The 22,597-nt window shown below is 71.8% G+C and carries 17 protein-coding genes; 8 read left to right on the plus strand and 9 right to left on the minus strand.

Going from position 1 to position 22,597, the window contains the following annotated elements; genetic code table 11:
• Position 1: 1 nt before the first annotated feature.
• Complete coding sequence (locus tag ACGF4F_RS30635) at positions 2-997, minus strand: carbohydrate ABC transporter permease (protein WP_393082729.1); 996 nt, start codon at positions 995-997, stop codon at positions 2-4.
• 43 nt (positions 998-1,040) lie between these two features.
• A complete protein-coding gene (locus ACGF4F_RS30640) occupies positions 1,041-2,330 on the minus strand; it encodes an ABC transporter substrate-binding protein (RefSeq protein ID WP_393082732.1) in 1,290 nt (429 codons plus the stop codon).
• A 338-nt stretch (positions 2,331-2,668) separates the two neighbouring features.
• Here ACGF4F_RS30640 and ACGF4F_RS30645 point away from each other — a divergent pair, with 338 nt between their 5' ends.
• From ACGF4F_RS30645 to ACGF4F_RS30655, 3 genes are all read left to right on the plus strand, one after another.
• Positions 2,669-3,373, plus strand: a complete 705-nt coding sequence (locus ACGF4F_RS30645; protein ID WP_357441899.1) for a VOC family protein — start codon at positions 2,669-2,671, stop codon at positions 3,371-3,373.
• Positions 3,374-3,558: 185 nt separating this feature from the next.
• Complete coding sequence (locus ACGF4F_RS30650; protein ID WP_357441900.1) at positions 3,559-3,993, plus strand: hypothetical protein; 435 nt, start codon at positions 3,559-3,561, stop codon at positions 3,991-3,993.
• Positions 3,994-4,039: 46 nt separating this feature from the next.
• Positions 4,040-4,312, plus strand: coding sequence for a hypothetical protein (locus tag ACGF4F_RS30655; RefSeq protein WP_393082736.1), 273 nt, complete (start codon positions 4,040-4,042; stop codon positions 4,310-4,312).
• 60 nt (positions 4,313-4,372) lie between these two features.
• On the opposite strand, the gene ACGF4F_RS30660 is transcribed toward ACGF4F_RS30655, so the two are convergent.
• The 6 genes from ACGF4F_RS30660 to ACGF4F_RS30685 form a co-directional block, all read right to left on the minus strand.
• Positions 4,373-5,047 (minus strand): hypothetical protein, encoded by a 675-nt coding sequence (locus ACGF4F_RS30660; RefSeq protein WP_393082738.1) that lies wholly within the window; start codon positions 5,045-5,047, stop codon positions 4,373-4,375.
• A gap of 68 nt (positions 5,048-5,115) precedes the next feature.
• A complete protein-coding gene (locus ACGF4F_RS30665; RefSeq protein ID WP_393082741.1) occupies positions 5,116-6,048 on the minus strand; it encodes a rhomboid family intramembrane serine protease in 933 nt (310 codons plus the stop codon).
• Positions 6,049-6,158: 110 nt separating this feature from the next.
• Positions 6,159-6,947, minus strand: a complete 789-nt coding sequence (locus ACGF4F_RS30670) for a L,D-transpeptidase (protein WP_393082744.1) — start codon at positions 6,945-6,947, stop codon at positions 6,159-6,161.
• 420 nt (positions 6,948-7,367) lie between these two features.
• Positions 7,368-8,159, minus strand: coding sequence for a DUF4184 family protein (locus ACGF4F_RS30675; protein WP_393082747.1), 792 nt, complete (start codon positions 8,157-8,159; stop codon positions 7,368-7,370).
• A gap of 21 nt (positions 8,160-8,180) precedes the next feature.
• Complete coding sequence (locus ACGF4F_RS30680; protein ID WP_393082749.1) at positions 8,181-8,879, minus strand: HAD family hydrolase; 699 nt, start codon at positions 8,877-8,879, stop codon at positions 8,181-8,183.
• A gap of 85 nt (positions 8,880-8,964) precedes the next feature.
• Positions 8,965-11,652: a glucosidase gene (locus ACGF4F_RS30685; RefSeq protein WP_393082752.1), complete on the minus strand. Its 2,688-nt coding sequence runs from the start codon at positions 11,650-11,652 to the stop codon at positions 8,965-8,967.
• Positions 11,653-11,739: 87 nt separating this feature from the next.
• On the opposite strand from ACGF4F_RS30685, the gene ACGF4F_RS30690 reads away from it, so the two are divergent.
• The 5 genes from ACGF4F_RS30690 to ACGF4F_RS30710 all read left to right on the plus strand — a co-directional run bounded on the left by ACGF4F_RS30690 (position 11,740) and on the right by ACGF4F_RS30710 (position 18,410).
• Complete coding sequence (locus ACGF4F_RS30690; RefSeq protein WP_393082755.1) at positions 11,740-13,677, plus strand: amylo-alpha-1,6-glucosidase; 1,938 nt, start codon at positions 11,740-11,742, stop codon at positions 13,675-13,677.
• A gap of 146 nt (positions 13,678-13,823) precedes the next feature.
• Entirely contained in the window at positions 13,824-15,149 is a 1,326-nt protein-coding gene (locus ACGF4F_RS30695) for a glycosyltransferase family 4 protein (RefSeq protein WP_357441913.1), read from the plus strand.
• Between the two features lie 187 nt (positions 15,150-15,336).
• On the plus strand, positions 15,337-16,146 hold the full coding sequence (locus tag ACGF4F_RS30700) for a metal-dependent hydrolase (protein WP_073836718.1): 810 nt from the start codon (positions 15,337-15,339) through the stop codon (positions 16,144-16,146).
• 86 nt (positions 16,147-16,232) lie between these two features.
• Positions 16,233-17,096, plus strand: a complete 864-nt coding sequence (locus ACGF4F_RS30705; protein WP_393082861.1) for an amidohydrolase family protein — start codon at positions 16,233-16,235, stop codon at positions 17,094-17,096.
• A 306-nt stretch (positions 17,097-17,402) separates the two neighbouring features.
• A complete protein-coding gene (locus ACGF4F_RS30710) occupies positions 17,403-18,410 on the plus strand; it encodes a hypothetical protein (protein ID WP_393082758.1) in 1,008 nt (335 codons plus the stop codon).
• Between the two features lie 35 nt (positions 18,411-18,445).
• Here the strand turns inward: ACGF4F_RS30710 and ACGF4F_RS30715 are convergent, their stop codons facing one another.
• Positions 18,446-22,561 carry a LamG-like jellyroll fold domain-containing protein gene (locus ACGF4F_RS30715; RefSeq protein ID WP_393082762.1) on the minus strand — a complete coding sequence of 1,372 codons (4,116 nt, stop codon included), beginning with the start codon at positions 22,559-22,561 and terminating at the stop codon, positions 18,446-18,448.
• Positions 22,562-22,597 lie beyond the last annotated feature (36 nt).

Consider the following 22,597-nt stretch of genomic DNA (forward strand, 5'->3'; position numbering starts at 1 on the left):
GTCAGCGCCTCTCCCCGTCGTCGCTGCCCGGGGCAGCGGTGCCGAACAACTTCACGAAGACGAACGCGAGGATCGCCACGGTGATGAAGATCAGCACCGACATCGTCGAGCCGATGCCCAGGTTCAACCCCCGGATCAGGTTGTTGTAGGCGAGCATCGACACCGACGACGTCTCGTTACCGCCCGCGGTCAGGATGAAGATGTTGTCGAAGACCCGGAACGCGTCCAGGGTGCGGAACAGCAGGGCGACCAGGATCGCCGGCTTCATCACCGGCAGCATCACCTTGGTGAACCGCTGCCAGGCCGTCGCACCGTCGGTGGACGCGGCCTTGAGCAGGTCCTCCGGCACCAGCGCCAGGCCGGCCATCAGCAGCAGCGCCATGAACGGCGTGGTCTTCCAGATCTCCGCCAGCATGATGATCGCCAGCGAGCTGGCCCGCTCGGTCAGCGGCGCGCTGCCGTCGAACAGGTTCGCCAGGTAGCCGGTGCCCGGCGTCCAGGCGTACCGCCAGGAGAACGCCGCGACCACCGTGACGATCCCGTACGGGATCAGCGCCGCGGTGCGGACGATGCCCCGGCCGACCAGCGTCCGGTGCATGATCAACGCGAGGCCCATGCCGAGCACCAGTTCCACCGCGACGGTCACCACGGTGATCAGGGCGGTCACCCCGAACGCGGTCCACCAGAACTGGTTGCCCAGCACGGTCACGTAGTTGTCCAGCCCGACGAACTCGCGCTGGTCGGGGAAGCGCAGGTCGAAGCGCTGCAGGGACAACCAGACCGAGTAGAGGATCGGGTAGGCGGTGACCAGCAGCATGACCAGCGCGGCCGGCGCGCAGAGCAGCCAGCCAAGGCGCCGCTCGGCCCGCTTGTTCTCGCTCAGCGGGGCCTTCGTCCCGCGCCGGGTCCGCTGCGCCGGCACCGCGGCGTGCCGCCCGGGGCCGCGTTCGGCCTCGGCGGCGACGTCCGCGCCGGTGGGAGTGGCGTTCACACTCATGCCGTCACCTCCGGACGGTCGGCCCGCTGCGGGTGGATCTCGCTCACGGCAGTACCCCCTTCGACTCGAGGGCGTCGGCGATGGCCTTGCGCAACTCGTCGGCGGTCTGCTCGGGCCGGATCCCCGACGGCGGCGACAGCATCGCCGACATCACCGTGGAGATGCTCTGGTACGCCGGGGTCAGCGGCCGGACCGCCGGCTCCTTCAGCTCCTCCAGGATGGTCTCCTTCATCGGGTACGCCTTGTCCATCTCCGGGTCCTCGTAGACCTTCTCGATGGTCGGCGGCACGCCGTCGTTGACCGCGGAGAACTTCTGGTGCTCCGGATTGCGGATGCACCTGGCGGCCTCGAAGGACTCCTTCGGGTGCTTCGAGTAGGTGCTGACCGCCATGTTGACGCCGCCGATGGTGACCTTGCTCGGGGTGTTCGCCTCGATGCCCGGCACCCGCGCCCACTTCACCTTCTTCGCCATGTCCGGCGCCGCCTCCTGCATCGCCGGATAGACGAAGGGCCAGTTGACCTCGAAGGCCCCGCCGCCGGACTGGAACTCCAGCCGTACCGGGTCCTCGGTGGCGTTGGTGAACGACGGCGACGTCACCCCCGACGTGGCCAGCTTCCGCAGCTGGTCGAGGGCCTTGACGGTGCCCTCGTCCATCACCGCCCGCTTGCCGTCGTCGCTGAGAATCTTCCCGCCGGCGCTCTCCGCGAGGGTGTTGTAGAGGACGACCAGACCCTCGTACTGGGCGCCCATGGTGAGCACCTGGTACGGCTTGCCCTGCTCCTTCAGCCGCTGCGCGGCGGAGATCATCTCGTCCCACGTCTTCGGCGGCTCCGGCACCAGATCGGTGCGATACCACAGCAGCTGCACGTTGGTGTTCTTCGGCGCGGCGTAGAGCTTGCCCTCGTAGCGGGCGGTGTCCAGCGGGCCGGCCAGGGTGCCCTGCTCCGCCTCTGCCTTGTCCTGGCCGGTCCACTCCCGGATCCAGTGCGCGCTGGCGAACTCCTGGGTCCAGGTGACGTCGAGGCCGAGCACGTCCATCCCGCTGTCCTGCGCGGCCAGCCGACGCACCATCTGCACCCGCTGGTCGTCGGCCTGCCGCGGCAGCACCCGGTAGACGATCCGGTAACGCCCCTGCGCCTGGGCGTTGCAGTCGTCGACCACCTTCTGCAGGTTCTGCTCCGGCGGGTAGTACAGGTTGATCGTCGGCGTACCGCCGTCACCACCGGAACCGCAGGCGGCCAACGGCGCCACCAACGCCAGCGCGGCGGCTGCCGCCGCCGCACGCCTGCGTGGCCGCCGCCGGTCCGCGGCGTCGCCGGGGTGTGTCGTCATCGCCCTCCCCCTTTCGTCGGCGAAGGCCGGGGAAGTCGCCCGTGCCCCGGCGCACGGCGAGACGGTCGGGGGCGCGGTCGACGGCGGATCCGCCCCGGCCCCAGGCGTTTCGTGCGCCTGACAGTGCCCGACCTGCCACGGCGCGAAACCTGACCGTCACGCGACGCCCACCACATGGCCGGGCTGTGGGCCAGGTCACGTCACCGGGCCGTGCCCCCTCGGTGGACGCAGATTCCGGCAGCCCGGGCCATCCGACACGCACTTCCCGGCAATCTGGGCGGACCGCCGGAGCACGCGCGAGCAGCCGGGTGTCGGAGCCGGGCGGCATAGTGGGGGGCATGATCGCGCGCTTCAAGGACCTCTGCATGGACGCCGCGGACGCCCACCGGCTCGGTGCCTTCTGGGCCGGCGTCCTCGACGCGGACCTGATCGACACCGGCGACGGCGACACCCGGATCGACCCCCGGGCAGCCGCCTCGAAGGCCGAGTCGATCTGGGTCAACACCGTGCCCGAGCCGCGTACCGGCAAGACCCGGGTCCACCTGGACCTGCGCCTCGCCGAGCCGGAGCCGACCGCGCTGCTGGCCGCCGGCGCACGGCTGGTCCGTGAGCCGGACGCCGAGATCAGCTGGTGGGTGCTGGCCGACCCGGAAGGCAACCAGTTCTGCGCCTTCCGGCCCCGCGAGGGCGCCCGGCCCGGCGTCTTCGAGCTGGTGGTCGACAGCGCCGACCCGGCGGCCCAGGCCGGCTGGTGGGCCGGCGTGGTCGGCGGCCGGGTGGCCACCACCGAGGAGGGCGCCACCTCGGTGGTGGGGGCGGCCGGCTTCCCCTGGGACCACTGGGTCTTCGACCCGGTGCCCGAGCGCAAGCGGGTGAAGAACCGGGTGCACTGGGACGTCGACCTGACCGGCCCGGACCCCACCGCGCTGATCGCGGCCGGCGCCACCCTGCTGCGCGAGCCCACCGACACCACCCGGTGGTGGGTCCTGGCGGACCCGGAGGGGAACGAGTTCTGTGCCTTCGCCCCGCGTCCCAACCAGTGAGCGGCGAGCTACCCAGCGTTCGCCCGGTCGACTAGCGTTCTCATAGCTCCGCAGCCAGCGCGTTCGCCGTCGACGTCGATACGCCTCCGGCCGACCCCAGCCCGCCCTTTCGGTTGGTTCTCGCGCGAACTCGCCTCTGCGGCACCACCGGTTGGGCAGGATCGTCCCAACCGAGGAGGTCCGTCGTGCAGGACACCACCCGCGCTCTCGCCCTGACGTTCGAGGTGAGCGGCCTGCCCCCGGTCAAGACCGAGGCCCTGTCCATCTTCGCCGCCGGGCACCGGCAGGCGGCGAGAGTCCGCGCCCTGCTCCAGGCCGCCTGCGAGGCGGCCCAGCACACCGGTTGGACCCCGCTCGCCGGCCCGGTCGAGGTGGACCTGACCCTGCGCTGCCCGCCCGGGCACCGCACCTCCGACGCCAGCACACTGTTGGGCGGGGTCTGCGCGGTGCTGCAGGACAAGAAGCGGGTGGCGAACATCGGCCTGGCCCACCTCGGGGTGCTGGTCGACGTCGCCCTCTACGCCGACGACCGGCAGATCCGCCGGCTGTCGTACGCGGAGGAGCCGGCCGAGGACTTCTCCTACCAGGTCCGGGTGGCCGCCGTACCGGCGGTGGTTTGACCGACGACCGCGGCGGGGTACCGCGGACGCCGACGAAAGGAGCAGCATGTCGGAGCCACACGTCACGCTCGACCCGAGCGGGCTCGACCCGGTGCAGCAAAAGCTGCGTGGCCCGCTGGAGGATCAGCTGACCTCGGCCCTGCAGGCGGCCACCGAGCGGGTCCGCGCCGGCTACGCGGGCGAACCCGTCGAGGAGGTGTGCCGCCGGCTGCTCGACGAGACCCGCGCCGGCCTGCACCCGGACATCGCGGCCGGCTTCCAGCCCGACATGGACGAGTTCTGCCGGGTGGCCGTGACAATCATCCGTGGCGCGGCCTGAGGCACCCGTCATCCGACCGGGTCGCCCTCCGGCCCGCGCGGGCGGTGCCGCCCACCGCGGTCAACCGCGCCGCACGTCCACCGAGACGACGTGGGTGCCGTCGGGCCGGGTCGACTCGCCCAGTCGCACCGGCAGCGGCTCGCCCGAGGTCCGCACCCCGAGGCCGAAGCTCAGGTGCCCCTCGAAGTCTCCGGCGGCCGCCCAGCCGCGCAGCGTCGGGTAGCCGATGGCCGGTGGCGGCGCGTGCACCGTGCTCCGGCCACTGCGGTCATGTGCCTGGGCCGGGTCGAAGCGCACGGAGAGGAAGGTGTCGCCGGGCAGGCTCACCGGTGTGCCGGTGCCGTCGGACTCCACCTGTGCGACGTATCCGACCTGGTAGGACGGCGTGGGGCCGCGGAAGGCGAAGCTGATCCGGCTGAACCCCTCGGCCGGGTGGTCACCAACCTGGATCTGCACCAGCACGGGCAGCGGCTCCCCCGGCGCGGGGGTGACCGGCACCTTGACGGTGTGTGCCACCCGGGCCGGCGCGGAGGGCACCGCCCACCCGTACGTCACCCGCCAACCTCCGGCTGCGGATGGCGCGGCGGTGGCGGGGGCCGTCGTGGCCGGCGTGGTGACGGCGGTCATGGGGGCCGTCGAGGTCGGCGGGGCCGCGCCGTCGTGGTCGGTCGTCGAGCAGGCCGCCGCGAGCAGCACGACCACGCTGGCAAGCAGGGGTACGCGCTGAAGTCTCATGGCTCAGTTTCACTCCGGCCGGTCTGTCCCACCAGAGCCGATCGCCCTGACTTCGGCCCGAGCTGCCGTCAGGTGGTGAGGGCGAGCGACTTCATGACGACCAGCGCGACGAGCAGCACGGCGAGCCCGACGGTCACCGACACCTGCACGACGGTTCGCCGCTTCGCCGGCGCGTACGCCAGCCCGACGGCGGCGACCCCGCCGGCCAGGAGGCCACCAAGGTGCCCCTCCCAGGAGGTCCAGCCGGCGGAGACCACCATCCAGATCAGGAACGGGATGATCACCCGGTTCGGGTCGATCGGGTGGTGGTGCAGCCGCCGGGTCAGGACGACGTAGCAGCCGGCCAGCCCGTACACCGCGCCGGAGGCGCCGACGGCGGCCTGGTGCGGGGAGACCAGGAAGCCCAGGACCGATCCGCCGAGCGCGGCGAGCAGGTAGACGGCGAGGAAGCGCATGACGCCCAGCCGCTCCTCGATGACCCGGCCGAGCACCCAGAGCCAGTACATGTTGAACACGATGTGCAGGATGCCGAGGATGCCCTGGGTGGGCAGCTGGTGCAGGAAGGCGGAGGTGATCAGGCGGTACCACTCGCCGTGTGCGATACCGATCAGCTGGTATCCGTCGTAGGCGCCGCCGTCGTTGACGTACCGCTGGCCGGCGTCGTCGACCAGCCCGGTGCCCAGGCTGTCAAACTGGTCGAGGATCGCCGGGCGGGCCAGCTCGGCCAGGTAGGCCAGCACGTTGAGCCCGATGAGCACGTACGTCACCACGGGTCGGGCGGCCACCCGGCCGCCGAAGACCGTGCGGGCCTGGCGGACGGTGCGGTTCTCGTCGCGTACGCACTCCGGGCAGCGGTGCCCCACCGGCGCCTCGCGCAGGCAGTCGGGGCAGATGGGGCGGTCGCAGCGGGTGCAGCTCAGCAGCGTCTCCCGCTTGGGGTGCCGGTAGCAGGTGGTGGTCGCCTCGCCGCCGGAGGGCTGGCCGGTGTTGATCGTGTCCATGAGCTGGGTGGTCCCTCGGGTGGTTCGTGGGCCGGCGTGCCGCAGAGCCTCCGGCCGGGTGCGGCCGGAGGCTCTGGGTGGACGGTCAGCGTAGCCGTCCGCGGGGCGGTTCAGTATTGGCTGAGGTTCTGCGCGGGGCAGAGCACGATGCGGGGCATGAGTTCGGGCTTCAGCCAGGTGAGCACGCTCACCAGGTCGCCGTGCGAGAGGCTGACGCAGCCGGCGGTGGGGCCGGACGGTGTCTTGCTGAACTCGTGCAGGAAGATCCCGCTGCCGGCGCCGGGCACGGGCGTGGCGACGTTCGGGGCCATGTTGTAGGTGATGACGGCGAAGTGCGTGTAGGCCGGCGTCTCCCGCCAGAGGGCCTCGCTGTAGCCGCCGGGGTTGGTGGCGGTGTGCTGGAAAGTGTTGTAGGCCGGCGAATCCGGGTTCTCGTTCCACCAGTCGTTGGTGACCAGCCGGTGGTAGGGGTAGCTGACGCCCGGGTTGGCCGCGATGCCGTACATGGTCGGGCCGATGGAGTAGACGCCGGTCGGCGTGTTGGGCACGCCCTCGAGGTGGTTGTCGCTGAAGCCGTTGCTGCCGATCCGGGCGGCCAGCGGCGCGGAGATCGGGGTCCAGACGCCGCGGATCCGCTGGAACGTCTCCAACGTGGCATAGGTGGTGGTGTAGCTGTTCCCCGTGACGATGATGACCTGCTGCGTGGTGGACGGCAGGGTGGTCAGGCGGGCGGCCTTGTTGTCCGGGGCGACCGGCCACTGGCGCTTCGGACCGGGCACGGCGGTGCCGCTGGTGGCCGTGGCACCCCGGGGGCGGGCGGCCGCGGGGGTCGCGCCGGCGGCGAGCACGGGTGCCGTCACGCCGGCCGCCGCACCGATGAACAGAGATCTCCGCTTCATTCGGGGGATCATCGCACTTCGTGCTTATCCGCACAGTCCCGCGAAGCGCGACTTTTCGCACAATCTGCTAGCGGGGCGCCGGAGCCGGGAGACGCGGGGAGAGGCCGGGGTGGGTCAGGACCGGGTCCGCAACTCCCCGGTCCTGACCCCCAGCCGTCCGGCGTGGTAGCGGAATTCGCCGTTGCGAGCGCGGCGGGCGTGGCACGACGCCCACGCCGGGCTCAACACGGCGAGCCGGCCCGCCTGCACTCAGCTCCACGGTGCCCAACTACCGGACTTCGGTGCGTCCCCGACTCACCCCGAAGAGTCGTGAACGCGGGCTCAGGTTAGGCACCTTCTCGCAGGGCGAACAAGCTTCCCCAGCGCCGGGAGAATGTGATTGATGCCAATGTCGAAATACGGCATGTTCGTGTAACAGGGTCAGCTGGGCTGGCGCTGTTTGCCCGCGAGGTGCCCGTCGCGCGTCGCGGGCGGCGGGACCGGACGTAGGCCGCCGGCCGCGGCGGCTCCGACGATCAACGCGAGCGCCCCCAGGTGCAGCAGCCGCACCCCGGCCGGCCCCGGTACGGCGGCTGCGGGCAGGCCGGGCAGCAGCAGCGCCCCGAGCGCGGCCACCGGCAGCGCGACCGCCCAGAACCGGCCGGGCCGAGCCGGCGGCGCGGGTGGTCGTACGCCGTCGAAGATCTCCTGCCGGCGGGCGGCCCGCACCGCCAGGGCGACCACGACAACGGCGCCCGCCACCGTGCCGAGCACATCGGAGAACTGCCACCAGTAGAGCCCGGTCAGCGCGTGGAAGTCCGCGATGCCCAGCAGCCGCGGCCAGCGGTCACTGTGGGTCATCCGGTCCCAGCCGACGTGACTGAACGCACCGATCAGCGCCGAGCAGACGGTGACCTGCCAGGGATGCCGGACCCCGCCCAGCGCGGCGTAATCCCGCCAGGCGAAGAGACGCTCGCCGGGCAGGTGCACCGCGATGCCGGCGATCACCCGGCGGACGATCCAGGCGTACGCAAGCGCGACCGGCAGGCACCACCACAGCAGCCCGCCGAGAGTGTGCGTACGCTGACCGAGCTCGAACCGGGTGCCGGTGAACAGGTAGCCGACGTCCGGCGCGACGGCGCCGGTGGCCAGGGCGACCCCGTCGAACCAGCGCGGTCGCCACAGCTTCAGCGGCAGCACGGGCGCCAGGTGCGAGGGAAAGGTCAACGGCACAGGCGGGACGTTACCCGCCGATCAGAAGTGCTGGCGCAGGTCGGGGAAAGCGGCCAACCGGATCACCCCATGGTCGCCCGGGTCGAGCTCGTCGTGCTCCAGCACCCAGGTGTTCTCGTTCGGGATGAAGACCGCGTTCATGCCGGCGGCCCGGGCGGGCAGGATGTCCGAGCGCGGGGAGTTGCCGATCATCCACGCCCCGGCCGGGTCGAAGCCGTGCTCGCAGGCCAACCAGCGATAGGTGTCCGCGTCCTTCTCCCGCACGATGTGCGCGGCCCGGAAGTGGTGCAGCAGCCCGGAGGCGTCGAGCTTGCGCTGCTGCTCCTCCCGCTCCCCCTTGGTGAGCAGCAGCAGCTCGTACCGGGTGGCCAGGTCGTCCAGGGTCTCCGCCACACCGGGCATCAGCTCCACCTGGTGACCCACCAGCGCCGCCGCGAGGCTCTCGATCTCGACGCGCTCCCGCTCCGTCGCCGGGCGCTCCCGCAGCTTCTCCAGGCACTCGCCCAGACTGCGCAGGAAGACCTTGCTGCCGTAGCCGTGCGCGACGGCGTTGGCCCGCTCGATATCGTCGAGGACGGCCCGAATCTCCGCCCGGTCCAGCGTCGGGTGGTCCAGCCAGGCGAGGAAGTCGTCGATCACCCGCTCGAAGAGGACGTTGTTCTCCCAGAGCGTGTCGTCAGCGTCGAAGACGAGCACCTTGGCTTCCCGGCGCTGTCGCATCGCGTACCCCTTCCCCTCAACGGACCGGGACACGCTACTGCGCCGGGGCAGCCGCGACATCCGGGTTTCCGACCGCGCCGGCCCGTCAGCGGCGCAGGGTGAGGATCAGGTCGGCGACCAGCGCGGTCCACCCGGTCTGGTGCCACGCCCCGAGCCCGGCGCCGTTGTCGCCGTGGAAGTACTCCGGGAAGGCGATCAGGTCCCGCCAGTCGGGGTGGGTCTGGAAGAGCTGGCAGGCGCCGTAGATCGGCCGCCGACCCCAGCCGTCCCGGGTGAACAACGCGATCAGCCGAGCGGAGAGATCATCGGCGATCTCGTCCAGAGTCCGCTTCTGCCCGGACCGGGTCGGATACTCCACCTGCAGGTCGTCGCCGAAAAAGGCGGCGTAGTCGCGCAGCGCGCTGATCAGCAGGAAGTTGGTCGGCATCCAGATCGGGCCGCGCCAGTTGGAGTTGCCGCCGAACAAGCCGCTGGTCGACTCGGCCGGCTCGTAACCGACGCTGAACTCCTGCCCGCCGAGGGTGACGGTGAACGGCTTGTCCAGGTGGGCGCGGGACAGCGTCCGCAAGCCGTACTCGGAGAGGAACTCGTCGGTGTCCAGCATCCGGGCGAGCAGCCGGACCATCTGCTCGGGACCGACCATGGACAGCAGCCGCTGCTGCCGCCCGTCGGGGCCGAGCCGGCGGGCGCCGACCACATCGGCGAACTCGGGACGGTTGGTGAGGAACCAGCGCAGCCGGGCACCCAGCTCGGGCAGCCGGCGCAGGGTACGCGCGGTGAGCCGGGTGACCGCCGCGAGCGGCAGCAACCCCACCACCGAGCGGACCTTCAGCGGCACCTGACTGCCATCGGCCAGCCGCAGCACGTCGTAGAAGAAGGCGTCCTCGTCGTCCCAGAGCCCCTGCTGGTACGCCGCCGCCGCGATGTACGCGAAGTGCTCGAAGAACTTGGTCGCGGTGTCCACGTACGCCCGGTCGTGCTCGGCCAGCACGATGGCCATGTCGAGCAGGTTGAGCGCGTACATGCCCATCCAGCCGGTGCCATCGGACTGCTCCAGCACTCCGGCCACCGGCAGCGCGGCCGACCGGTCGAACGGGCCGACGTTGTCCAGCCCGAGGAAGCCGCCCTCGAACACGTTGTTGCCGCCGGTGTCCTTGCGGTTGACCCACCAGGTGAAGTTGAGCAGCAGCTTGTGCATCACCCGGGCGAGGAACTCGTGGTCCCGGGAACCGTCGATCTCGAAGACCTTCAGCGCCGCCCAGGCGTGCACCGGCGGGTTCACGTCCCCGAACGCCCACTCGTACGCCGGGATCTGCCCATTGGGGTGCAGGTACCACTCGCGGAGCAGGAGCAGCACCTGCTCCTTGGCGAAGCCGGGGTCGACCCGGGCGATGGTGACGCAGTGGAAGGCCAGATCCCAGGCCGCGTACCACGGGTACTCCCACGGATCGGGCATGGAGATCACGTCGAAGCTGTTCATGTGCCACCAGGCGCTGTTGCGCCCGTGCCGACGCCCGGCCGGAGGTGGCGCGGAGCCCGGATCGCCCTCCAGCCACCGCTTCACGTCGAAATGGTAGAACTGCTTGCCCCACATCAGCCCGGCGATCGCCTGCCGCGCCACGAGCGCCTCGTCGGCGGTCGCCGCGGCGGGGATGACCCCGGCGAAGAAACGGTTGGCCTCGGCGCGCCGCGCCCACACCACACTGTCGAAGTCGTCCCCGAGATCCGCCGGGGGCGGCGGCGGGCTCGCCGGCGGCGGGGCGGTCCGAGTCAGCCGCAACCGGATCTGCCGCTGCCCACCGGCCGGCACGTCGAGCACGTAGTGCAGGGCGCCCTTGGTGCCCTCCCGGTCCGGATTGACGGTCGCCGCGCCGGCCACCACGTGGTCGTTGATCCCGTCCTTCGGGTACGGCGACCGCCCGGGCAGCCCCCAGAGCCGCTCGGCGTTGGTGTCGTTGTCGCACAGCAGCGGGACGGGCGCGCCGTCGCCCTCCAGCAGGATCTGCCCGAGCACCCAGTGCTCACCGACCAGCCGCGCCCCGGCCACCGGGCCCGCCCCCGCACCGGCTTCGAAGCCGACCATCCGCGGCACCCGGTCGCCACCGGGAAGTCCCCACCCCCAGGTGTTGCGGAACCACAGGGTGGGCAGCACGTGCAGGGTGTCATCCCGGTCCCCCCGGTTGGCGACCGTCACCAGGATGCACATGTCCGTGGGGGACGCCTTGGCGTAGTCGACGGTCACCGCCCAGTACCGGTCGTCGTCGAAGATCCCCGTGTCGACCAGCTCGTACTCGGTGTCGTCCCGGCCGCGCAGCGCGTTCACCGCGACCAGCTCGTCGTACGGAAAGGCGGCCTGCGGGTAGTGGTAACGCCAGCGCATCCAGGAGTGGGTGGGGGTGGAGTCCTCGTACCACCAGTACTCCTTGACGTCCTCCCCGTGGTTGCCACCGTCGCCACCCAGGCCGAACATCCGCTCCTTGAGGATCGGGTCCCGGCCGTTCCACAGCGCCAGCGCGAAACAGAAGGTCTGCCGGTCGTCGCACACGCCCGCCATCCCGTCCTCGTTCCACCGGTAGGCTCGGGAGCGCGCATGATCGTGGGGGAAGTAGTCCCACGCCGTGCCGTGTTCGCTGTAGTCCTCCCGAACCGTCCCCCACGCCCGCTCGGACAGATAGGGACCCCATGCGCGCCAGTCCTGCGCCCCGGCGTCGGCCTGGGCGAGCCGGTGCCGCTCGGGGTCGGGGGTCGCGGAGGTCGGGCGGTCGGTGAGCATTTGCACATCTTCGACGCCGCCTGGGTACTTCACCACAGCGGCCATTGTCGTCGTGGCGTGGAGCACCTCGCCGCCGGTGGAGGAAAGTTGATCGAGATTCGCTTCGGCCCGCAGGTCTGCGGGGACCTCGCCGCCGGGTCGGCCCGGGAGTGGCTGGTCACCGACGGCCGGGGCGGCTACGCCATGGGCACGGTCAGCGGCCTGCGCACCCGCCGCTACCACGGCCTGCTGGTGGTGGCCGGGGAAACCCCCGCCTCCCGGAAGGTGGGCCTGGTCAGCCTGGACCCGACGGTGACCCTGCCCTCCGGGCAGCGGGTCCGGCTGGGCGCCCACGAGTGGTCCTCCGGGGTGATCGACCCGCGCGGCTACGAACTGCTCGAGCGATTCGACCTGGTCGACGGGGTGCCGCGCTGGCGGTGGCGGATCGGCGACGTGGTGATCGAGCGGGAGATCGCCATGGCCTACGGCCGGCCCTGCGTGGCGGTGGTGCACCGGCTGGTCTCCGGCGGCCCGGTGCGGCTGGACCTGGCGGCGGCCTGCACCTGGCGGGACGCGCACGGCGAGCGCCGGGCGGACGGGCCGGCCCCGAGCCTGGAGCCGACGGCCGGCGGGGCGCTGGTCGAGGGCGCCTTCCGGCTGGCCGGGCCGGACTGGGCGCCCGAGGGGCAGTGGTGGCTCGGCGTACGCCACCGGGAGGAGGCGGCCCGCGGCCTCAACCCGGACGAGGACCTCTGGTACGCGGGCCGCTTCTCCGGCACCCTGGACTCCCCCGGCGACACGGTCCCGGTGCTGGCCTGGGCGGATGACCTGGCCAAGGAGCCGCCGCCGGCGACCACGCTGGTCGAGGCGGCGCGACGGCGCAACCGGGCGGTGGTGGCCGCGGCGAAACCGGACGACCCGGTCGCGGCGACCCTGGCCCTGGCCGCGGACGCGTTCGTGGTCAGCACCGGCACCGGACCCGACGTGGTGGCCGGCTACCCGTGGTTCGGCGCCTGGTCACGGGACACCATGACCTCCTACGAGGGCCTGTTCCTGGCAACCAACCGGGCGGACGAGGGGCGGGCGCTGCTGCGCGCCTACGCGGCGACCCTGTCGGAGGGGATGCTATCCAACACCGCCGACACGGGGCGGGTGGAGTACAACACGGTCGACGCCACGCTGTGGTTCCTGCACGCGGTGACCCGGCACGTCACCGTCACCGGCGACACCGACCTCGGCGACGAACTGCTGCCCGCGCTGCACGCGGTGGTGCAGGCGCACCTGGCCGGCACCCGCTACGGCATCCGGGCCGACCCGACGGACGGGCTGATCACCCAGGGCGGCACCCCCGGCACCGCCCTGACCTGGATGGATGCCCGGGTACACGGAGTGCCGGTGACGCCGCGTACCGGCAAGCCGGTGGAGGTCAACGCGCTCTGGGTCAACGGACTGGCCGGGGTCGCCGAGCTGACCGAGCTGGTCGGGCGGGACGCCACCGCGCTGTGGGGGCTGCACACCCGGGCGTCGGCCGCGTTCCGGGCGCGGTTCCCCGCTCCGGTGGGCTGGCTGCACGACGCGGTGGACGCGCCCGCCCCGGCGTACCCCCTCGGTGGGGCGGCGCACCACGACGACGACCTGCTCCGCCCCAACCAACTGCTCGCCTGGTCGCTGCCGTACGCCCCCCTCGAACCGGACCCGGCGGCGCTGCGCCGCATCACCGAGGCGCTGCTCACCCCGCTCGGCCCGCGCAGCCTCGCCCCCGACTCCCCCGGCTACGTAGGCCGGCACCGGGGCGGACCGGCGGAGCGGGACGCCGCCTATCACCAGGGGACCGTCTGGCCGTGGCTGATCGGGCCGTTCGCCGACGCGTACCGCCGGGCGGGGCTGCCGACCGACGACCTGTTCGTGGGTCTCGACGGGCATCTGACGGAGTTCGGCCTGGGCTCGGTGAGCGAGACCGCCGACGGCGACCCGCCGCACACCGCCACCGGCTGCCCGTTCCAGGCCTGGTCGGTCGCCGAGTTGCTCCGCGTCCGCCAGCGCTGACCACGCGTTACATCCCGGCAACCAGCGCGTCTCCGCCGGTTATCGACCGCTCGGCAGGATGGGCTGCGACCCCGGGCACGGACGGCGGCCCCCGGTGCGGTGGGCGGCCGTGGCGTGCTGCGGGAGACACAACTCAAGGGGGCCGCATGTCCGCTGACGCCGAAGTGATCGACCTCCAGCCCGCCCGGCGCCTGCGGGTACTGATGCTCTCCTGGGAATATCCGCCCGTGCTGGTCGGTGGACTCGGCCGCCACGTACACGCCCTCTCCGTCGCGCTGGCCGCCGCCGGCCACGAGGTCACCGTCGTCACCCGCCACGCCGAGGGCGCACCCCTGGAGGAGTACGCCGACGGCGTGCGGATCCTGCGGGCGGCCGAGGACCCGGTCCGGTTCCCGCTCGCCACCGACTCGCTGCTGGCCTGGACCATGGCGTTCAACCACACCCTCACCCGGGCCGCGCTGCGCGCCGCCACGACCGGCCGGTACGACGTCATCCACGCCCACGACTGGCTGGTCGCGCACACCGCGGTCACCCTGGCCGAGCACCTCGATCTACCCCTGGTCACCACGATCCACGCCACCGAGGCCGGCCGGCACCAGGGCTGGCTGCCCGAGGAGATGAACCGCACCATCCACGGCGTCGAGCACTGGCTGAGCAACGCCTCGGCCCGGGTGATCGCCTGCTCCGGCTACATGCGCGAGCAGGTGACGCGGCTGTTCGACGTGCCGATCGGGTCGATCGACGTGGTGCCCAACGGGGTCGACGACCAGGCCTGGCGGGCCCGCCCCCGGGCCGTCGCCTCCGCCCGCGCCCGCTTCGCCGGCACCGGTCCCCTGGTCGGGTACGCGGGCCGGCTGGTCTACGAGAAGGGCGTGCAGCACCTGGTGCACGCGGTGCCGTACCTGCGGGACCGACACCCGGGGCTGCGCGTGGTGATCGCCGGCGACGGACCGTACCGGGAGGAGTTGGTGGACCAGGCGCGGCGGCTGCACCTCGGGGAGACCGTCCGGTTCGCCGGCTTCATGGACACCACCCAACTGCCCGCGGTGCTCGCCGCCACCGACGCCACCGTCGTCCCGAGCCTCTACGAGCCGTTCGGCATGGTCGCCCTGGAGGCGGCCGCCGCTGGAGCGCCGCTCGCGGTGGCGCGCACCGGCGGGCTCGCCGAGATCGTCGAGCCCGGCATCACCGGGCTCACCTTCCCGCACAGCGACCCGGACGCCCTGGCCGGCGCGGTCGACCGACTCCTCGGCGACGAGGTCTTCGCCCGCCGGGTGGCCCGCCGCGCCCGCACCATGGTCGCCGAGCGGTACGGCTGGGCCACCGTCGCCGCCCGGACCGCCGGCAGCTACGCCGCCGCCCGCCGCGAGCACGACACGTTCCAGACCGGCCGGACGGCCACCCTGCTGACCGGCGGCCGAGCCGCCATCACCATCCCGGACGGAAATCTGCTGGCCGAGGCCGCGAGCTGACGCGCGTCGCATCGCCGACAGATCCGCCCCGCCCGTGGCGGCATACTGCCTGGTGATCCGGCTGGTCCGCGGGACCGGTCCCGCCCCTCTCCTCTGTGGACCGTCCGGCTGATGCCCCTCCACCCGACGCCTTAACTACAGTGACGTAGTTTTGTCGATCAAGACCTCCAGGGAAGGGCGAACCGAGATGATGGGACCGTCCCACGCGCTGTCCGGCGCGGCGGTGTGGCTGACCGGCTCCTGGGCGCTGGACCAGTTCGCCGACTACCACCAGACACCGCTGGCGCTCGCGGTGGGCACGGCGGTCTGCGCGGGCGGGGCGCTCTTCCCCGACCTCGACCTCTCCGGCAAGGTGACCCGCAACCAGGGCGGCGCCACCGTGGCCCGCACCTTCGGCGTGGTCAGCCTGTTCATCGCCGAGGTGGTGGAGAAACTCTCGCTGGGCGTCTACTACGCCACGAAGCTCAGCAAGGATCCGAAGCGCAACAACGGGCACCGGACGTTGACCCACACCATCCCGTTCACCGTGCTGGTCGGCTGGGGCACCACCGCGCTCTGCGCCCACTACGGCAAGTGGGCGGTGGTCAGCATCCTCTTCTTCATGATCGGGCTGGCGCTGCGCGGCCTCTTCGACGGGTGGGCCGAGCGGGCCGGCTGGGTGATCGTCACCCTCGTGTCGGCCGGGGCCGCCTGGTTCACCTTCGCCAACCTCCCCGGCGACCGGGGCTATCCGCTCATCGGCACGGCGGTCGGCGTGGGCTGCTTCGTGCACATCCTCGGCGACATGATCACCCGGGCCGGGGTGCCGATCCTCTGGCCGATCCCGATCAAGCGGCGGATGTGGACGATGATCGGCCTGCCCAACAGCATCGCGCTGCGGACCGGGAGCAAGGCCGAGACCATCGTGCTGCGGGCGGCGATGACCATCCTCGCGGTGCTCGCCGCGGTGGGGCTGGTCGCCCCGTCGGTGCTGCAACGGTTCAACATCCAGGTGTGACCTCATTCGACGGGCCGGCCGCCGCCGCGCCGCCGGCGACGGCCGGGCCGGCGGACCACACCCGTCCGCCGGCCGAGGACGCCGCGGTGCCGGCGTTCTGGCGGCGGCTGGGCCTGCCCGGGCTCGCCGACGTGCACACCCACTTCCTGCCGCCCCGGCTGCTGCGCAAGGTGTGGGCGTACTTCGACGCGGCCGGCCCGCTGGTCGGCACCGAGTGGCCGATCCGGTACCGGTGGAGCGACGCCGAGCGAGTGGCCCACCTGCGCCGGCTCGGCGTCCGGGCGTTCACCGCGCTGGCGTACCCGCACCGGCCCGGGATGGCGGAGTCGCTGAACCGGTGGACGCTGGACTTCGCCGCCCGCACCCCCGGCTGCCTCCCCTCGGCCACCGTCTTCCCGGAACCCGACGCGGTCCGCTACGTCGCGGAGGCGCTGCACGCCGGCGCCCGGGTGTTCAAGGTGCACATCCAGGTAGGCGCGTTCCGGCCGACCGACCCGGCGCTCGATCCCGTATGGGGGTTGCTGGCCGAGGCCGGGGTGCCGGTGGTGGTGCACGCCGGGCACGCGCCCGTGGGCACCGTCCATACCGGACCGGAACCGTTCGCCGCGTTGCTCGCCCGGCATCCCCGGCTGGCCGCGATCGTGGCGCACCTGGGTGCGCCGGACTACGACGCCTTCCTCGATCTCGCGGAGCAGTATGAGCGGGTGTGCCTGGACACCACCATGGCGTTCACCTCGTTCTTCGACCGCTTCGAGCCGTTCCCGGCGGCGGACCTGCCCCGGCTGCGTGAGCTGGGGCTGGCTGGGAAGGTGCTGCTGGGCAGCGACTACCCAAACATTCCGTACCCGTACGCCGAGCAGCTCGCCGGGCTGGCCCGGCTCGACCTCGGCAACGACTGGCTGCGCGCGGTCTGCTGGGGCAACGCGGCCGCGCTCTTCAACCTGTCCTGAGAAGCGTCGATCGAGGCGGGCGGTCACGCTCCCCGCGCCGACGGCTCCTCACCGAGGCCGGGATCGTCACCGCGGACACCGCCATCGCCACCACCATCCACCAGGCTCAACTTTTCGACGGGGAGCTACCTCACGCAGGCCACGACTTCAGCGTCGATCTCGCGAGCACCCCCATCGAGGTACTCGCTTACGCACCCAGCCGGGAACGGGTGAAGCGCGACGGAATGTGACGGGACTCCATAGCCGCCCCGGATGAGGCATGCTGGCTTCGTGGATGCAGGCGCCCCTGTGGAACGAGTCGATCCCATGGCAGGGCCTCCTCAGCCGGAGGAGGCACGGGACGCCGCGGAGCTGGTGGCGGCGCTACGCCGATTGCGGTTGTGGTCCGGGCTGACGTACCGCCAGCTGGAGGCTAAGGCTGCTGCGGCTGGCGCGGTGCTTCCGAGCAGCACGATCGCCACCGCCCTGGGCCGCCCCACCCTGCCCCGCGAACAGCTTGTCGAGATGCTGGTCAGGGCCTGCGGTCTCGGCAAGGCCGAGGTGGACCGGTGGCTCGCCGCACGCAAGCGCATCGCGATGCTGGACGAGGGCTCCCCACAGGCGGACGCCCAGACCGTGGCGATGAAGCCGACCGAGCCGTGGCCTGCTCTCTCGTCGACGCCTTCCGAATCTGGTACGTCGCGCGTCCGCCGATCACGTAAGCCGGTGCTCTTGACGCTTGTCGGGGCCCTGTTCCTGGTCGGACTGGGCATCGGCGGGTACGCGTCGGCCACCGATGACGACCGGCCGGCGACCGCGCGGACTCCGGCTGCCGGCGTCTCGGCGGCTGGGATGGGCCCGCCCATCGGCGATGCTGGCAGTTTCGTCCAGATCCGTGCGGCGCGATCCCCTGAGCTGTGCCTCAGCGAGGGGCGCGACGAGCGGGGCCGCTACCCGACCGCGGTCGCCGCCCTCCGGCCCTGCCCGGCCGCGCCCCCGCGCACCTTCCTGGAACCGGTCGGTGCCGAACTGGTGTTCATCAAGTGGCACAGTCCCACGGAGGGGATCGGCTGCCTCACGCTGCTCAGCGACGGCGTCGCCGAGGACATGCTCGAGCCGTGGAACGACTGCAGCGAGGCCCGTCTCCAACAGCTGTTCCGGTTCGAGCGGCTCGATCGGGGTCCGGTCGACCATTACCGGCTACGGTCCGCGTACAGCGGGCGGTGCATCGGTCTGCTCGACGGCACCGCCGCAGCGGGCAGGACAGCGGTGCAGGAAGACTGCACGGAAGGCCCTGAGCAGGAGTTCCTGATCGACCTGTTGCCGCCGGCCTGAGCCCGGGCCGGCACTGCCCGGGCCCGGTCTCGCGATCAACCGCACCTGCTGGTGTAGCCGGATCTGCTGTAGGACGTGCCATCGCTCAACGTGACCGTCACAGTCCAACTGGCCCCGCTACCACCGACGAACTCCCAGCCGGACCTGCTAGGGAAGTTGCCGGTGAAGGAGCGCCCGCTTGTGCTCAGCGAAACGGTGCCCGATGGCGATCCATAGCTCGGGTCGACACCGCTCGCGGAGTACGACACGTACGCGCTGCTGATGTTCAGCGTCGTGTCCGCGATGCTGCCGCTGAGATGGACCCCCCAACCGCCTGGATAGCCGGTTGCCTCGCAGAAGCCGGAGGCGCTCACCACGGGTGCCGGCGGCGGCACCGGCGGACTGCCCTTGATCTGCCCGATCTCGGTCGTGGTGGCGGCGTGATCCAGGACGTGCACCTCGTCGACTTCGCCCTTCCACCAGGACATCGGCGCTCCGTAGCCGCTGCCGAACTCGCGGCCCACGACGAATGCCCGGTCCGCGAACCAGGTCGCCCGGTAGCCGGTCGATGCCACCAGCGAACCGTTGACGTAGAGCTTCAGTGTTCCGGCTGAATGGTCATACACCCCCGCCAGGTGGCTCCACACGCCCGCCTGGGGGGTGCCGCCACCGGCAGCGGCGTACTCGTCGCTCGTCAGGCTGTCCTGTTTGGCCATGCGGAACGACCACGCGTTCGCGCTCTTGTCATAGCGCAGGCTGAACCCGCTGTCGTGGATCCCGTCCTGGCTCAGCAGTGCGGCGGAGGCGTTCAGGTTGTCCAGGCGCCCCCAGCCCGCGACGGTGAAGCTGCCTCCCGCAGGCACCACCGGTCCGCCGGTTCGGCCCAGCGCACCGTCGTATGCCCAGTCCGGCCACGTCTGCCCCTCCAGGCGCAGTGCCTTGCCGGACGGGACGTCGACCCGGCTTGCGCGGTCGACCAGGGCCAGCGTGTGGTCGTTGTCGCTCACGTCGGTCGCCACCATGCCGCTGGCCTCGTCGAAGGTCCACCGCGCGTTGGGACCCCACTTCGGCCAGTCCATCCACGTCTTGATCTCCGAGGCCGACAGGGCTTGTTGCGTCACGTGGACGTCGTCAATCGTTCCGGGCCAGGTGCCGACCCGGAAACCCTCGTTCTGCCAGCGCCCGAACACCAGCGAGCTGACGGCGGGTTGGGAGTTGGCAAACGGCGCGGTCCCGCTGAGCCGGCCGTTGACGTAGAGCCGGATCTGTCCCGCGGTCTGGTCGTACACGCCGGCCAGGTGGGTCCAGACGCCGACCTGCTCCGCGATGTCGCTCTGGACCCAAGTGGCCTGGCTGCCGGCGACGCTGTCGTCGGGGGTGTCGGCGGCGTTCACCGCGAACACCCACCCGTTGGGCATGCCCCAGCCGCGGGAGACGCCGAGCTTGAACCGGCTGTCCCAGCGGCCGTCCTGGCTGACCGCGATGTACTGGTCCTGTCCTGGCAGCCGGTCGAGCTTCAACCAGGCGGAGACCGTGTAGCTGGCGTTGGGCTCGACCACCGGACCGTCCGTGTGCGCCCAGCCGCCGCCGAACCGGGCCCCGCCGCCGTGCCGACCGCTCGTCCACGAGGCCTGGGAGTACAGCACCGCGGTGTGGCGGTTTCCGGAGCTGTCGGCCGCGGCGATGCCGCTGTTCTCGTCGAGTCGCCAGTGCCCTTCGTTGCCGGGCCGCTCCAGCCAGCCCATGTCGTTGCGGATCATCGCCTCGGACACCGCCGTGTCGAAGACAGTCACCTCGTCGAGGTCGCCGACCCACGCCGGGCTGTCCTGCAACGGCCCGATCCGGAAGGGCCCACTGGCCGTCCAGGGGGTGGTGAATGGCGCAGTGCCGCTGAGCCTGCCGTTGACGTACAAGCGGATCTGGCCGGAGGCCGGGTCGTGCACGCCGGCCAGGTGAGCCCACACGCCAACCTGCGCGATGGTGTCGGATGTCGCGACCACCTCCGGCGCATCGGCCGCCGGCCCCGTTCGCATGGTGAACTGCCAGTGCTTGCCGATCTTCTGGTATCGCATGGCGAAGCCGGTGCTGGAGTGGCCCACAAGGTTGAGGGCCGCACCGTTGTCGGTGTCGTCGGAGAGCAGCCGTACCCATGCCATGACCGTGAAGCTCTGCGCCGTGTCGACGGCGCTCTGCGCGGCCACACCACCAACGCCGGGCCCGTCCAGGTGTATGCCCTGCGTGTCGTGCCCGTCCGCCCAGGACACCCCTGGGGTGAGCGTCAGCGTGCCGTCGGCGCCGGTCGAGGAGGAGTCCGACGCCGTGTCTCCTGATGGGTCATCGGCGAAGTGCAGGTCGACGACTGCCGGCAGATCCTTGACCCGAAACTGGTATCGCGGGTTTCTCGGGCCCCGGTTGCCCGCGGCGTCCACGCACCACACCCATATCTCGTACATCGTCGACAGTCCGCCAACCAGCGGCCGGTAGGACAGCGAAGCGGCGGCACCCGGTGACGGGGCCATGACCCGCCCCTGTACCGGGGTCTGCTTGGGCACCCGGATCTCGTAGTCGTACCCGGCCACGTCCGGATCACCGCCTGCGCCGAAGGTGAACTGGCCGACCTGGTCGACCCGGATACCGTACTGGGCCTGTCCGGGTTTGACCTGGATGAAGTGCTGGGACGTGACGGTCGGCGCCCTGGCCGGCCCGGTGACATCCACGGTGAACGGGCACCACGGGCTGTACGGGCCGGTGTCGACGCTGTCGCTGGCCCGCGCCCGCCACTCGTACCGGCCACCATCGACCAGCACCCCGTCGGGCACGTACACGGACGTGCCGGGCACGGTGCGGGGTGGGGTGTGGAACGGCTGCGCCGCGCCGGCCATCCGGATCTCGAAGTCGATGCCGTGGCGGTCGCCGCTGTCGGCGTCCCCGGGGGTGACCGCCAACTGGGGGGTCAGCGTGGTGACCCACATCGTCGGTGCGCCGGCGCATCCGGGCATGGTCGTGGTCGGCTGTACGACGGGTGCGTCCGGGACCGAGTTGTACACGACGCCGATGCCCGGCACCTTGTAGGCGTAGCGGGCATCGTTTTCGAAGACCTTGCCGCCCACGCCGGCCTCGTCGGCCGCGAGTGCCAGGGTGACGTGCTGCCACGACTGCGCGGCGGCCGTGGTGACCAGTGAGGTGGCGTCGAACTCGGCCACCGGCGTCCCCGGGCAGGCCTCGTGGCCGGCCTTGATGGTGGTGACCGGCGCACCCACCTGTGAGATCTTGCTCGGCGCGTTGCTCCACGTGGTGCCGGAGTTGATCGTGCCGGTGTGCCACAGGTAGACCGGTTCGGCGTTGCAGCTATAGGAGTACAGCAGCGTGGCCCGGAAAGTCGCGCTGATGATGTGCTTGCCGGCGGCGAACGAGGTGTCGAGCTCGAAGTAGGAACGCCATCGGCCGCCGGCCGGATCGGCCGGGTCGGCACCGACCTGCGCGTGCCATGACGTGTCGTAGTAGCTCTGGCCGGGCAGCGCCGACCACACCATCGCCCAGTGCGGGCGCGGCGTCTGCACCTCGGGGTCGAGGTACAGCGGGTAGATCAGGTCCGGGTCGGACAGCACCGCTGGATCCGGGACGATCGTCAGGCTGTCCCGACCGACCTCGACCTTCATCGGGTGCTTGCGGGCCCGCTGCGACGAGTCCCACATGAAGGCGGGCAGCCGGTCGCCGGTCAGCGTCCAGTTCTCGGTGCGCAGGCCGAACCGGATCCGCGACACGGCCGGGTGCCGTGCGGCTTCGGGCGTGTGCACCACCAACTTCTCCGTGAACCCGGTGGGCGTGGCGGTGACGACGAGGTCGACACCGGGCAGCACGGCCGGGTAAGTCGCGGAGTCCCCGGCCAGGCGCGGCTCAGGGAGGCGGCCAGGCCAGCTCAGCTCGACCCGCCGGGCGCCGTCGGTGAGGCGGGCGAACGGGCCGTCACCGCCGGTGGAGAAGCGTACGTCCGCAGGGGACGCCTTCGGGGCGATGAACCCGCCCGCCTGCCGCGCCAGGGTGGTGTCGATGGGCACCCAACCGTTGCCCCGCCTGACCCGCACGGGGCTCGTCTTCACCTCGGCGTACATGGTGCCGTCGGGGCGGGCGAAGACCTGCCTGGCCGGGGTGGTCAGCGCGGTCACTTCCACCGGGCGGCCGGTGCGGCGGGCGGCCGCCAGACCGAC

The sequence above is a fragment of the Micromonospora sp. NPDC047740 genome (genome assembly GCF_043204735.1).
GTDB lineage: Bacteria > Actinomycetota > Actinomycetes > Mycobacteriales > Micromonosporaceae > Micromonospora.

Bases quoted from the DNA above. Each gene is read 5' to 3' on its own strand.
- ACGF4F_RS30635 (WP_393082729.1), bottom strand. From the start codon at position 997: ATGAGTGTGAACGCCACTCCCACCGGCGCGGACGTCGCCGCCGAGGCC.
- ACGF4F_RS30640 (WP_393082732.1), bottom strand. From the start codon at position 2,330: ATGACGACACACCCCGGCGACGCCGCGGACCGGCGGCGGCCACGCAGG.
- ACGF4F_RS30645 (WP_357441899.1), top strand. From the start codon at position 2,669: ATGATCGCGCGCTTCAAGGACCTCTGCATGGACGCCGCGGACGCCCAC.
- ACGF4F_RS30655 (WP_393082736.1), top strand. From the start codon at position 4,040: ATGTCGGAGCCACACGTCACGCTCGACCCGAGCGGGCTCGACCCGGTG.
- ACGF4F_RS30660 (WP_393082738.1), bottom strand. From the start codon at position 5,047: ATGAGACTTCAGCGCGTACCCCTGCTTGCCAGCGTGGTCGTGCTGCTC.
- ACGF4F_RS30665 (WP_393082741.1), bottom strand. From the start codon at position 6,048: ATGGACACGATCAACACCGGCCAGCCCTCCGGCGGCGAGGCGACCACC.
- ACGF4F_RS30670 (WP_393082744.1), bottom strand. From the start codon at position 6,947: ATGAAGCGGAGATCTCTGTTCATCGGTGCGGCGGCCGGCGTGACGGCA.
- ACGF4F_RS30680 (WP_393082749.1), bottom strand. From the start codon at position 8,879: ATGCGACAGCGCCGGGAAGCCAAGGTGCTCGTCTTCGACGCTGACGAC.
- ACGF4F_RS30685 (WP_393082752.1), bottom strand. From the start codon at position 11,652: ATGCTCACCGACCGCCCGACCTCCGCGACCCCCGACCCCGAGCGGCAC.
- ACGF4F_RS30695 (WP_357441913.1), top strand. From the start codon at position 13,824: ATGTCCGCTGACGCCGAAGTGATCGACCTCCAGCCCGCCCGGCGCCTG.
- ACGF4F_RS30700 (WP_073836718.1), top strand. From the start codon at position 15,337: ATGATGGGACCGTCCCACGCGCTGTCCGGCGCGGCGGTGTGGCTGACC.
- ACGF4F_RS30710 (WP_393082758.1), top strand. From the start codon at position 17,403: ATGGCAGGGCCTCCTCAGCCGGAGGAGGCACGGGACGCCGCGGAGCTG.